The following is a 12961-nucleotide window of genomic DNA, read 5'->3' on the forward strand; positions in this document are numbered from 1 at the left end:
GTCAGTGGCAGACGGGCGTTTGCCCTTAGGCGCGAGCTTTTTCTATGTTGACCTTCCAGATGGCGGGACCTGTCTCGTGGGCGTTGACGCCCTTGGAGTCCACGGCCACTGTCACAGGCATGTCCTGTACATCAAACTCATAGATGGCTTCCATACCCAGATCTTCGAAGGCGACCACGCGGGCCTTCTTGATGGCCTTGGACACCAGGTAGGCGGCGCCACCAACGGCCATCAGGTACACGGCCTTGTGCTGCTTGATGGATTCAACCGTGGCCGGGCCACGTTCGGCCTTGCCAATCATGCCCATCAGACCTGTCTTGTCGAGCATCAGATCGGTGAACTTGTCCATACGGGTGGCGGTAGTTGGGCCTGCAGGTCCCACCACTTCATTGCCCACGGGATCAACAGGGCCCACGTAGTAGATGAACTTACCGGTGAAGTCCACGCCCGCCGGCAGGCCTTCGCCTGATTCGATCAGGGTCTGGATGCGCTTGTGGGCAGCATCACGGCCGGTGAGCATTTTGCCGGACAGCAGCAGGGTGTCGCCGCTGTTCCAGGTTTCAATCTCGGCCTGGGTCACAGTGTCCAGGTTAACGCGGCGCACGTTCTCGCCCACTTCCCAGGTAATTTCGGGCCAGTCGGCCAGGCTTGGCGGGGTCAGATCCGCAGGACCTGTGCCGTCCAGGTGGAAATGCACGTGACGGGTGGCGGCGCAGTTGGGGATCATCACCACAGGCTTGGAGGCGGCGTGGGTCGGCGCGGACTTGATTTTCACGTCCAGTACCGTGGTGAGGCCACCCAGACCCTGGGCGCCTATACCCAGGGCATTGGCGCGCTCGAAAATGTCCAGACGCAGTTTTTCTTCGGCGGTTTGGGCACCACGGGCCTTGAGTTCGTGGATGTCCACGCTCTCCATCAGGGACTCCTTGGCCAGCACCGCAGCTTTCTCGGCGGTACCGCCGATACCTATGCCGAGCATGCCCGGAGGACACCAGCCGGCACCCATGGTGGGCAGGGTCTTTTCTACCCAGGCGGCGATATCGTCTGAGGGGTTCAGCATCACCATCTTGGATTTGTTCTCACTGCCACCGCCCTTGGCGGCAATGGCCACTTCCACATGGTTACCGGCCACCATGTCGATATGCACCACGGCGGGCGCGTTATCCTTGGTGTTGGTGCGGGCACCGGCGGGATCGGCCACTATGGAGGCCCGCAGCGGATTGTCGGGATTGCTGTAAGCGCGGCGCACACCTTCATCCACCATCTGCTGCACCGTCATATCGGTCTTGTCCCACTGCACCGCCATGCCCACTTTAACGAAGCAGGTGACAATGCCAGTGTCCTGACACAGGGGGCGGTGCCCTTCGGCCGACATGCGCGAATTGATGAGGATCTGGGCTATGGCGTCCTTGGCGGCGGCACTTTGCTCGCGCTCGTAGGCTTCGGCCATGGCATCAACGAAATCTTTGGGATGGTAGTAGGAGATGTATTGCAAGGCATCGGCAATACTTTCGATGAAATCGGCCTGTTTAATGACGACCGCTGACTGATGTTCTGACACTTTCTGCTCCGACACTTTCATTGATTGAATGGGTGTACCCGCATGACGGGTGTGCCCCGCTCTAACGGGTGTGCCCCGTTTTTGGGCGTGTTGGCATTTCATAATTGTTTTTGCAGCAGCTGGGCCGGTTTTTATACCAGGCAGCGTCTGCGCCCTGTAGCCATACTACATAAGCAGGCGATAACACAGTAGAAAGACCGGCCAAGCGCTGCCCTTCGGGTTCGCTTTGGCGGCGTCCTGCTCTTTGTCACTCGTTGCTCATTTAGAATAACTAAACTTCGCTCCTCGCTTCGCGACCATAACGTCGCCAAGGCGAACAAAATCTAATCTAGAAATGCCAACACGCCCTAATGTTTTATTAATTCTTTTCAGGCCGGTATGATAACCTCTCGGGTCTTTTTGGGCTACATCACATTGTAATAAGGTTTATCGATGTTCAAGCTGGCACAGTCACGTCATGTCTCTGCCCCCCTCGCCGTGAAAACCCTCGATTGGGATGACAGCACCCCGGCGCTGTTTGCCCACCTGGCACACCTGCCCTGGGCCCTGTTGCTGGACTCTGCCGATGCCCCCCACGAGGATGCCCGCCGCGATTTGATTTGCGCCAATCCTGTGGCCAGCCTCAGCGCTACCGAAACCGAAGCTCACCTGTGGCACAGTGACGCAGTGTTCGAGGCTACCCTGCCCGCTACCCTCGCCTGCACAGATCCCCTGGCGCTGCTGGAACAAATGCAGACTGCGCTGTTCCCGCACGCCAAGCCCTGCAGCGCGTCACCCTTTGCCGGTGGCGCCGCCGGAGCCTTCAGCTACGATTTGGGCCGCACCATAGAAAAACTGCCGAGCCGGGCCAAGGATGACATTGCCCTGCCGCTGATGAATATAGGTTTCTATGACTGGGTTCTGGTGCACGATTACGACAGCAACAACTGGACCCTGGTGCATTACCTTGGCGAAGCGGCCCTGAACGAGACCCTGTCCTGGCTCGAAAGCTTACGTTCGCAGACCGAGCCAGTACCTGACAACTTCAAACTGACCCGGCCCTTTGCCAAGCAAATCAGTTTTGAGCAGTACCGGCAGAAATTCGATGCGGTGCAATCCTACCTGCACAGCGGCGATTGCTATCAGATAAACCTGACCCAGAGATTCAGCGCCGGCTTCGAGGGCGATTCCTGGCAGGCCTATCAGGCGCTGCGCCGAGCCAATGGCGCGCCCTTCTCCGCCTTTATGCGCCTGCCCCAGGGCAGCATATTGTCGATTTCGCCGGAGCGTTTTATTCGTCTCGATGGCAGGAAAATCCAGACCAAGCCCATCAAGGGCACCCTGCCAAGACAGCAGGATCCGGCTTTGGATGCCAAGGCCGCCGAGACCCTCAAGGCCTCGCCCAAGGACAGGGCCGAAAACCTGATGATAGTGGACCTGCTGCGCAACGATATGGGCAAGGTGGCGAGCCCCGGCAGCGTTCGGGTGCCCAGTCTGTTTGCCATTGAAAGCTTCCCGGCGGTGCACCATCTGGTCAGCACGGTCGAGGCTGAGCTGGCCGAGGGTCAAAGTGCCGCCAGTTTGTTGCGGGCGGCCTTCCCCGGCGGTTCAATCACGGGGGCACCCAAGATCCGCGCCATGGAAATCATCGAGGAGCTGGAGCCTTCGCGGCGCAGCCTCTATTGCGGCTCCATGGGTTATCTGAGTCAGAGCGGCGCCATGGACACCAGCATCACCATACGCACCCTGGTGGCGGCCGATGGCGAGATCCATTGCTGGGCCGGTGGAGGCGTGGTGGCCGACTCGGTGGTTGAAAGTGAATACCAGGAAAGCTTCGACAAGGTCAGCCGGATCTTGCCGCTGCTGGAGCGTTTTCTGGCCCCAGACGCCAGAAGCGAGGCCCGATGATGACGGGCCGGGGCTGGAAAATGAATGCGGAGCAGTTCAGGCTGCATTTCTCCCTGCAGCCCCTGGTCCATGAGATCGTTTCCGCACCGGCGCCGGGTACATTACGCCAGGCCGCGGTCTTGATGGCGCTGGAGGAGCATAATGGCGAGCTGCATCTGATCCTCACCCAAAGGCCCAATCACCTGCGGGCCCACCCGGGGCAAATCAGTTTTCCAGGTGGCAAGGTGGAGCCTGAGGACATCAACAGCAAGGCCACAGCGCTTAGGGAAGCGGCGGAAGAAATTGGCCTGCACAGCGACAATCTGGAGGTGCTGGGGCTGTTTCCGCCACACCGCACCTTTACCGGCTTTGAAATCACCCCTGTGGTGGCCCTGGTGAAGGCCCCCTTTGAACTTGTGCTGGATCCCGGGGAAGTCGCTGCCTGCTTCAGGGCTCCACTGAGTTATTTCCTGGACGATGCCCACAGGCACAAACGCAGTTTCCAGCGCCAGGGAAAACACTATCAGGTGATGTTCATGCCCTGGCGCCAGTACTTTATCTGGGGCGCCACCGCGGCCATGATTGATTTACTTTGCCGCCATCTGAAGCACGGTGGCATTAAGGGTTGAGATCAGTAGTTTAAAGACCAACACATTTGGCGTTGGAGCACCGGGCTCGAGAATACCTGCCACCTGGACAATAGACTGCTAGAACACCACGAAGCTGATATAGAGTCCGGCGGCCAGGGACGACAGGAACAACAGCGGGATATTGAACCAGTAACCCAGGCGACTGTGGTGCGCCACATACCAATTGAACGCCATACTGACAAAACTGATGGCGGCGCAGATCCAGATAATGTGCTCCAGCAGCACAGTCTGCTCGGGGTCCCAACCCAGGCGTACCGGGGCACCCTTGGAAAAGAAATAGCCCACGGCCCTGTCGGGTCTGGCCTCATGGAACAGCAGCAAGGCATAGATGGCCAGGCTCCAGCCGGCGATCGACATTGTCGCCAGCAGCAGTTGGAAGATCTTGACCTTTTTCATCCATCACCTCCATTGTGATTTTTCGGGCATCACAGTGAATCGTGATTATTCTCAAAGCATACCTTTTTCAGCTTGAGAAAAGCCACCGGAAAGGTAATATAAACCTCCCAAAATTATCATAGAAAACGTTTCGTTGGAGAAATGAGCAACAATGAGCATTGCATCTGTCGCTTCTGTATTTAAGGGTGAATTCGCCGCCGGCACCGAGATCACGGTGCGTGGTTGGGTCCGTACCCGCCGGGATTCCAAAGCCGGGATCTCCTTTTTGGCCGTGTATGACGGTTCCTGTTTCGACGCCATCCAAGGCGTAGTTCCCAATACCCTCGCCAATTACGACAATGAAGTGCTCAAGCTGACCGCAGGTTGCTCTGTGGTGATGACTGGTACTGTGGTGGAATCTCCCGGTGCCGGCCAGGCCTTCGAATTGCAGGCCAGCGCTGTGGAAGTGACCGGCTGGGTTGACGATCCAGATACTTACCCCATGGCCGCCAAGCGTCACTCCATTGAGCATTTGCGTGAAGTGGCCCACCTGCGTCCCCGCACCAACATCATAGGTGCCGTGGCCCGGGTGCGTAACTGTCTGTCCCAGGCCATCCACCGCTTCTATCACGAAAACGGTTTTATCTGGGTTTCTACCCCCATCATCACCGCCTCCGACTGTGAAGGCGCAGGTGAAATGTTCCGCGTTTCTACCCTGGACATGGAAAACCTGCCCCGCACCGAAGCCGGCAAGGTGGACTACGATCAGGATTTCTTCGGGAAAGAGGCCTTTCTGACGGTATCCGGTCAGCTGAACGGCGAAACCTACGCCTGTGCCCTGTCCAAGATTTACACCTTCGGCCCCACTTTCCGCGCCGAAAATTCCAACACCAGCCGTCACCTGGCGGAGTTCTGGATGGTGGAACCCGAAGTGGCCTTCGCCAACCTCGATGATGTGGCCGGTCTGGCGGAAGCCATGCTCAAGTACGCCTTCAAGGCTGTGCTGGCTGAGCGCATGGACGATCTCACGTTCTTCGCCGAGCGCGTTGAGAGCAGCGTAATTGAGCGTCTGCAAAACTTCGTCAGCAGCGACTTTGCCCAGGTGGATTACACCGACGCGGTAACCATACTGCAAAACTGTGGCAAGACCTTCGAATTCCCTGTGGAATGGGGCATAGATCTGCAGTCCGAGCACGAGCGATACCTGGCCGAAGAGCACTTCAAGGCCCCTGTGGTAGTGAAGAACTATCCGAAGGACATCAAGGCCTTCTACATGCGTCTTAACGAAGACGGCAAGACTGTGGCGGCCATGGACGTACTGGCTCCCGGTATAGGTGAAATCATCGGTGGCTCCCAGCGTGAAGAGCGTCTCGATGTACTGGATGCCCGCCTGGAAGAAATGGGTCTGAACAAGGAAGACTACTGGTGGTACAGGGATCTGCGCCGCTACGGCACTGTGCCTCACTCAGGCTTCGGCCTGGGCTTTGAGCGCCTGGTGTCCTACGTGACCGGCGTGGGCAACATCCGCGACGTGATCCCCTTCCCGCGCGCACCGCGCAGCGCCAGCTTCTAAGCCGCTGTTAACAAACAGGCTTAAAACAGAAAACGCACCCACCTCGGGTGCGTTTTTTATTGGCCGCATTGGTGATTTGTATTTGTAGCGTTAGCGTAAAACCCAGTAGGGCAAATCCTGCTCTTCAAGAAAATCTTCCGCATCCTCACCCTTAAGCATGGCCAGGGTCGCCAACATACCCGCCACGGTGCAGTTGGCCGCCATTACCGTCACTGAACGGGGCGCCCCTTCAATGGGATAACCGCTGAGGGGACTCAGTATGTGGCCGTAACGTTTGCCGTGACGCTCGATAAATCTGTGGCTGTCACCACTGGTGGCCAGGCCACCGCCGGGAAACTGAATGCTGAGTTTGGCCGCCTGGTGATTGTCGGGATCTTCTATGCCGACCCGCCAATGGGACTCGTGTGGGCTGGCGGCAAGATCGCCCCCCAGGTTAACCAGGATTGCCGGCTCAATGGCAATGCTGCCAAGCTGCTCCTGCATCAGCTTCAGCGCCCGGTCGGCGGCATATTCCTTGGCGATACCGCCAAGATCCAAGGTCATGTCCCTGGGCTGCAATATGCTGGTGCTGGTGAACTTCAGCCGTTCGAACCCCACATGGGCCAGGGCCTTTTGCACATCTTCGGCGCCGGGTACATCGTTTGAGCCGTCAAAACGCCACAGCCGCGACAGGGGCTCGCTGCTGATATCGAACAAACCGTCGGAATGGCGATAACATTCCCTGGCAAAGGACAGCAAACCAAAGGTCTCGGGATCCAGCGGCTGACGCTCGCCTGCATCCCGGTTAAGCTGGGACAGCACACTGTCGTGATTGAAGCGACTGTACTTGGCTTCGATACGGCGCACCTCATCCACCGCCACTTTACCCAGCCTCTGGGCTTCCTCCTGGCTTTCCAAACCATAGAACAGAATTTCACAGGGGCTGGCCATGGCCCTGAACGTCGCAGCCATACCGGGCACCGGGACATCGTCCGGGCCCATAAATCCCCTGTGATGCCATTTGACGCCATCTTTGACCACACATTTACTGCTCATAGCACCCTGTCCCAGGTCCAATTTCGCTCTTTTACCAAAGTGCGACGCCTTCAATTTGAAAGCGATATGCTTACCATTGATAGTTTAGCTGTAACATCGCGGCATCGACCACGGGATACAGATCCAACCCCGCCAGTGCCGGCAAGGCCGGCTGACTTCCCCTGGGTACCTGGTGATACCAGCCCAAACGCCAGGCCAGCTCGCGCCCACCCGAGAGGCGGTATCCCAGCTTGACTCCCAGGGTGTAAGTGTCCAGGTCGCCGAGGCGATAATCGGCGCTCATATAGCGCGGCAAGGCCTCGCCTTCCATCAGAAAGCTGCGATAAAAATCCGTCTCCCCCTGATGCAGCCAACGCAAGTGCAATTGGCCGTAAAGTCCTTTAAAGCCCCAAATATCACCGAACTGACGTCTTAAGCGGGTTTCCAGGGTATGGGACTGCATGCCCCAGTCATCGAGGGTAAAACGGTAGGAAGCTTCCCAAACGCCCTTATCCATCGCGTACTTCAGCAGGGCAAACAGGCTATGGCGCAGCCGCGAATCCGGCCGGCTCTCATACCTGTATTCCTGTGCCAGCCCCTGTTCGTTGACCACAGACAGGATTTTATAGGGATCGGTCAAATAGCCCTGACTCAGGGCCACACCATAATTGAGTTGCACCAGGGTGCTGCGATTGATTACCTGATTGAGGCCAAAGAGCATTTCCGAGGTGTACTTGCGCCTGACCCCGGGAATGCGGGTGGTGGCAAAGGCGGCCAAAAAGGCGTCCTCACCGCTGAAATCCCTGCGGATGGCCATGGGCGCTCCGGCAACGGGCACGGCACCGACCGGGTCCACCACATCCATCCCCAGAGCCGTGGACAGGGACAAGGTGGTGTTATCTTTATTGAATCCCCACTCAGCACCGCCATTCACACCAATGGAGGCATAATCAAACTCTTTCGAGCCATAGACCCCGCCGTGAATGCGTTTTTCCGTTGAAATTATTTCACTCCAATCCGCCGACAGCTGCAGCCGGGTGTCTTTGAAGGTGTCATCCAGGGGTGTCTGTCCGGTGGCGACGCTGTATTCGCCACCACCCGATGGCCGGGTAAAGGTCTGAGCTGTCGGTTGCGGCAAGGCACCCGTGGCAGAGGCGCCGCTGAGACTGTCCAGCAGCATCTTGGCGGTCACGCTGAGGCTGTCGCTATAATCGTACCTTCCCTGAACTATGCCCTCTATGGCCTGAACCCTGTCCTGCTCCCGATACCAGAGAATGGCGCCATCAAAACGCCAGGGGGCCAGGGGTTTGGCAATCCAGTCGGGTAACCAGTCGAGTCCGGTGCTGTCGGCGTCTTTTCCAGAGCTGCTTTTTCCTGAAAGGGATTGCCCGGTCAATTGCTCCTGTGCCACTGCATCCAGGCTCAACATCTGCACGCTGGCCACGGTCAGGGCCGCCGCCACTCCCTTGCCGCTCAATTGCATCCGCAACCTCCGCCGGCAAAGGCGCGGCCACCGCTGACCCCTTCCTTGCTGAAGAAAATATGATCGTCGAGCGCCAGATCCAGCTGCTCATGATCAAGCGCCATCTCGGGTTTGGCCAACACGCCACGTTCCCAGGGTTGCACCCCTAAATTGGTACAGCCGCCCAAGGCACACAGCAGCAACAGCGAAAGCAGCTTGGTCTTCATGGTTTTTTCACTCCCGCTGCAGACACCAAGGCCTCAATTTCGGCCTCGTAATCCCTGGCCTTTTCGGTAAAAAAGCCCACGTGCGTTGAGATAAGCTGTCCCTGGCGGTCAAACAGGAAGCTTGACGGCATGCCGAGCAGGTCAAAACGGCGCGCCAGCTTGCCCTCGGGATCATAGCCTATGGTGAACCTGGGTTTGAATTCCTCGATAAAGGCCTCGGCATCGGCGGGATCCGGGTCCAGATTCACCGCCAGTACCACCAGGTCATCGCCATGGCGCTTGGAAAGATCGTTCATCCAGGGGAAGGATTTACGGCAAGGACCACACCAGGACGCCCAAAAATCCAGGTACACAACCTTGCCTGCGTATTGAGTCAGCGCCATCGGCTGGCCATTGGCATCCTGAATAACGGCATCCAGCCCGGGTTCTGCCTGTGCTCCGCCGGCCAGCAGCAGTAACAGCGCCGCAAACAGAGTTTTGAACATAATGAAGTCCCTAATATTGCTGTCCTTTATCTAGCTTAAGCCTTTTTCCTTGGCCATAACAGGGGTTGGGCGTTTCCGCAGGGCTTCAGAATCCCTTGCCGGTGTCAAAAATCAATTGCAAAAGCTTGACCTGGGTCAAGATCCCCTTTGCCTTCGCTGCCTACACTCAGGGAAGTTACCGTCCTCTATACCCCAAAAGGAATAAAAAGGTCACATCATGGACACACATTCAGCCTTGTACGAACTGGGAAGACGTCGGCTGCAAAGCCTGCGCAACCTGCCAAAACGTCACCCACACAGTCTCGCCGACAAGATGGCCGAATTTGGACTCAGCCGACGCGACTTTCTCAAGTGGACTGCCGGTGTCAGCAGTATGTTGGCACTGCCACTGCCTTTTTCCAACCTGGTGGCCGAAGCCGCAGAGCTGGCCGACAGGGTGCCCTTGATTTGGCTGCACATGGCCGAGTGTACCGGCTGCTCCGAATCACTGGTGCGCGCCGACACCCCGAATCTGGACTCGTTGATCTTCGATCAGATCTCCCTTGAGTACCATGAAACCCTGATGGCTGCCGCCGGTTGGCAGGCCGAGGAGAACCTCGACCAGGCCCTGGAAACCTACAAGGGCAATTACCTGTTGGCCATAGAAGGCGCCGTGCCCACCGCCAACAACGGTGCCTTCCTGACCCTGGGCTGCAAGGGCCGCACCGGCCTTGAGTCGGTCCGCAAGGCCGCCGCTGGAGCGGCAGCCATAGTTTCCGTCGGTACCTGCGCCTCCTTCGGCGGCGTTCAGGCAGCCTACCCCAACCCTACGGGGGCCAAGGGCGTGCATCAGGTGGTGGATAAGACAGTGATCAATCTCGGTGGCTGTCCCCCCAGCGAGAAGAATATCGTCGGCACCCTGATGTACTTCATCATGTTCGGCAAATTGCCGGCGCTCGATATCTACAACCGGCCCAAATGGGCTTACGGTGCCAGGGTCCATGACAATTGCGACCGTCGCGGTCACTTCGATGCCGGTGAATTTGTCGAGCAGTTTGGTGACAACAATGCCAAACAGGGCTTTTGCCTGTACAAGGTTGGCTGCAAGGGCCCCTACACCTATAACAATTGCCCCACCGAAAGATTCAATCACCACACCAGTTGGCCCATTCAGGCGGGTCATGGCTGCATGGGCTGTTCCGAACCCAATTTCTGGGATGAGATGGCTGACTTTGAGCGACCACTGGGAAGACAAACACTGCACGGATTGGATGCCACCGCTGACACCATAGGCAGCGTGATATTAGGCGCGGCAGCGGTTGGCATTGGTGCCCATGCCGTTGCCAGCATATTCGCCCGTGGTATTGAGGAATAATCATGAACAAGCGCGTAGTCATAGATCCCATCACCCGCATCGAGGGCCATTTGCGCATCGAAGTGGAGGTGGATGAAAACAATGTTATTCAAAAGGCCTGGTCATCATCGACCCTGTGGCGCGGCATCGAAGTGATCCTCAAGGGGCGCAGTCCCCTCGATGCGGGTCTGATAACCCAAAGGATCTGCGGTGTCTGCACCTACTCCCATTACCGCTGTGCCACCGAGGCGGTGGAAAACGCCCTGGGCACCAAGATCCCGCTCAACGCCAAACTCTTGCGTACTCTGATGCAGGTTTCCCTGTATATGCACGATCATCTGGTGCATTTCTACCATCTGCACGGATTGGATTGGGTCGACGTGGTATCCGCCCTGAGTGCGGATCCGGCCAAAGCGGCCAGGGAAGCGATGAAATACAGTCCCCATCCCATTGCCGCCGGTGAAGGCGATCTCAAAGCGGTGCAGGACAAGGTGGCCGGTTTTGTTGCCACCGGCAAGCTGGGGCCTTTTGCCAACGCCTATTGGGGTAATGGCACCTATAAATTCAGCCCCGAGCAAAACCTGATTGCCCTGTCACATTACCTCAAGGCGTTGGAAGTGCAGCGGGTGGCGGCAGAAATGCTGGCAATCTTCGGTGGCAAGCAGCCCCATCCCCAGTCGCTGGTGGTCGGTGGCGTCACTTCGGTGCGCGATATGCTCAGCCCGGCGCGCTTGCAGGAATGGAAACAAAAACACGCCATAGTGGCCGATTTTATTGACCGGGCCTATCAGGCCGACATCATCATGGCCGCCGAAGCCTATGGCGCTGAGCCCAGCGTGCTTGGAGGTGTGGCACTGACAAACTTCCTGGCCACGGATGATTTCCTGCTGGCGGACGGTGAATACCTGTTCAATGCCGGGGTGATCCTCAATGGTGATATCAATGGTGTACAGGATCTGGATCCCAGCCTGATCGCCGAAGATGTCACCCATGCCTGGTACAGCGCCCCGGCAAGCCAACATCCCTTCGATGGCACCACAGTGCCCCAGTACACAGGCTTTGTGGAGCGGGACACTGTCTACGGCAAGCTGCCGACTCTGGATGGTGACGGTAAATACTCCTGGGTCAAATCCCCCAGATATCAGGGCGAGCCCATGGAAGTGGGACCACTGGCAAGCCTGCTGGTGAGCTACGCCCGCGGCAACACCGCCGTGGTCGAGGCCGTTAACGGCCTGCTGGCACGTACAGGTCTGCCAATTGGTGCCCTGTTTACCACCCTGGGCCGTACCGCTGCCCGTATGTTGCAAACCCAGCTGGTGGCCCATGAGGGTCTGCGCACCTTTGATGCCCTGCTGACCAACCTGGTGTCTGACGAAAGTACCTACGCCAAGCCCGAGATAGATCCGGACAAGGAATACCGCGGCCACGCCATGATAGAAGCACCACGGGGCATGCTCAGCCACTGGGTGCGGATCAAGGGTGGCAAGATTGAGAACTACCAGGCGGTGGTGCCGACCACCTGGAATGCGGGTCCAATGGACAGCCAGGGCAAACAAGGACCTTATGAGACCTCGCTCATAGGCCTGAAGCTGGAAGATCCGACCAAACCCCTGGAAGTGATCCGGGTCATTCACTCTTTCGATCCCTGCATGGCCTGCTCGGTGCACGTGATGGATTTCAAGGGCACAGATCTGGGTGAATTCAGGGTCGCGGCCAACGCAATCTAGGAGGCTTTGCACATGGACAAGCACATTCAGGAAGTCAGAGAATTCAAACGTACCCTGGTATTTACCGGTGCCCTGAGAGCTGCCCACTGGTTAAGGGCCGCAGCCATCACTGTACTGCTCATCAGCGGCTTTTATCTCGCCTGGCCGTTTTTGGTGGCGCCGGAGAATTCGGATGTATTGGTTCAGGGATGGATCCGCTTTGGCCACCTTATCGCCGGCTTCCTGCTGTGCGCTGTTACAGCTGTGCGTACCTACCTGTTTTTCTTCAGTAAATACGACGTTGAGCGACGCAGTGTCCGTGATCTTTTTTCGCTTAAGAGCTGGATAGCCCAGCTGAAGTCCTATTTCTGGATTGGACAGTTGAAAAAAGCCGGTGTCTACGGCCCATTGCAACTGCTGGTGTACACCGGCATAGCGGTGGCGTCGATCTTCATCTGCATCACGGGTCTGACCCTCTATGCCCAGGTTTATCACCTGGGAATGGGCGGTATGCTGTCGGATTTTGCCGCCTGGATCACAAGTGTGATGGGCGGATTGGCGAGCGTCCGACTTTGGCACCACTATGTCGCTTGGGTATTCATCGTTTTTCTGGTGTTACACATTTACATGGCGGTGTGGACAGGCATCCGCTTCAAGCACAATTCGGTGGAAGTCATAGTCAGCGGTTACGACTATCACAGGCACTGAG

Annotated in this window: 12 protein-coding genes; 6 read left to right on the plus strand and 6 right to left on the minus strand. The window is 57.5% G+C overall.

The window, feature by feature from the left end; translation table 11 throughout:
• Positions 1–25: 25 nt before the first annotated feature.
• The gene (locus JYB84_RS09230) at positions 26–1582 is read right to left on the minus strand and encodes a fumarate hydratase (protein ID WP_207319823.1); all 1557 of its coding nucleotides are present in this window, start codon (positions 1580–1582) and stop codon (positions 26–28) included.
• 411 nt (positions 1583–1993) lie between these two features.
• Here JYB84_RS09230 and pabB point away from each other — a divergent pair, with 411 nt between their 5' ends.
• The gene (pabB, locus tag JYB84_RS09235) at positions 1994–3448 is read left to right on the plus strand and encodes an aminodeoxychorismate synthase component I (protein ID WP_207319824.1); all 1455 of its coding nucleotides are present in this window, start codon (positions 1994–1996) and stop codon (positions 3446–3448) included.
• A 20-nt stretch (positions 3449–3468) separates the two neighbouring features.
• The gene (locus tag JYB84_RS09240) at positions 3469–4056 is read left to right on the plus strand and encodes a CoA pyrophosphatase (protein ID WP_207319825.1); all 588 of its coding nucleotides are present in this window, start codon (positions 3469–3471) and stop codon (positions 4054–4056) included.
• 78 nt (positions 4057–4134) lie between these two features.
• On the opposite strand, the gene JYB84_RS09245 is transcribed toward JYB84_RS09240, so the two are convergent.
• Positions 4135–4473 carry a hypothetical protein gene (locus tag JYB84_RS09245; protein ID WP_207319826.1) on the minus strand — a complete coding sequence of 113 codons (339 nt, stop codon included), beginning with the start codon at positions 4471–4473 and terminating at the stop codon, positions 4135–4137.
• Positions 4474–4624: 151 nt separating this feature from the next.
• Here JYB84_RS09245 and asnS point away from each other — a divergent pair, with 151 nt between their 5' ends.
• Positions 4625–6025, plus strand: a complete 1401-nt coding sequence (gene asnS, locus JYB84_RS09250; RefSeq protein WP_207319827.1) for an asparagine--tRNA ligase — start codon at positions 4625–4627, stop codon at positions 6023–6025.
• A gap of 90 nt (positions 6026–6115) precedes the next feature.
• On the opposite strand, the gene JYB84_RS09255 is transcribed toward asnS, so the two are convergent.
• The 4 genes from JYB84_RS09255 to JYB84_RS09270 form a co-directional block, all read right to left on the minus strand.
• Positions 6116–7060, minus strand: coding sequence for an FAD:protein FMN transferase (locus JYB84_RS09255; protein ID WP_228290747.1), 945 nt, complete (start codon positions 7058–7060; stop codon positions 6116–6118).
• Between the two features lie 70 nt (positions 7061–7130).
• A complete protein-coding gene (locus JYB84_RS09260) occupies positions 7131–8522 on the minus strand; it encodes a DUF3570 domain-containing protein (protein ID WP_207319828.1) in 1392 nt (463 codons plus the stop codon).
• The gene (locus JYB84_RS09265) at positions 8513–8728 is read right to left on the minus strand and encodes a DUF4266 domain-containing protein (RefSeq protein WP_207319829.1); all 216 of its coding nucleotides are present in this window, start codon (positions 8726–8728) and stop codon (positions 8513–8515) included. Before JYB84_RS09265 ends, JYB84_RS09260 begins: the two co-directional genes overlap by 10 nt.
• A complete protein-coding gene (locus JYB84_RS09270) occupies positions 8725–9213 on the minus strand; it encodes a TlpA family protein disulfide reductase (protein ID WP_207319830.1) in 489 nt (162 codons plus the stop codon). The genes JYB84_RS09265 and JYB84_RS09270 overlap by 4 nt, the downstream gene beginning before the upstream one ends.
• A gap of 217 nt (positions 9214–9430) precedes the next feature.
• Here JYB84_RS09270 and hyaA point away from each other — a divergent pair, with 217 nt between their 5' ends.
• Genes hyaA through cybH form a run of 3 tightly spaced genes read left to right on the plus strand, consistent with a single transcriptional unit; the run spans position 9431 to position 12960 of the window.
• Positions 9431–10567: a nickel-dependent hydrogenase small subunit gene (gene hyaA / locus JYB84_RS09275; protein WP_207319831.1), complete on the plus strand. Its 1137-nt coding sequence runs from the start codon at positions 9431–9433 to the stop codon at positions 10565–10567.
• Between the two features lie 2 nt (positions 10568–10569).
• The gene (gene hyaB / locus JYB84_RS09280; RefSeq protein WP_207319832.1) at positions 10570–12273 is read left to right on the plus strand and encodes a nickel-dependent hydrogenase large subunit; all 1704 of its coding nucleotides are present in this window, start codon (positions 10570–10572) and stop codon (positions 12271–12273) included.
• Positions 12274–12285: 12 nt separating this feature from the next.
• A complete protein-coding gene (gene cybH, locus JYB84_RS09285) occupies positions 12286–12960 on the plus strand; it encodes a Ni/Fe-hydrogenase, b-type cytochrome subunit (RefSeq protein ID WP_207319833.1) in 675 nt (224 codons plus the stop codon).
• Position 12961: the final 1 nt, after the last annotated feature.

The organism is Shewanella cyperi (assembly GCF_017354985.1).
Lineage (GTDB): Bacteria > Pseudomonadota > Gammaproteobacteria > Enterobacterales > Shewanellaceae > Shewanella > Shewanella cyperi.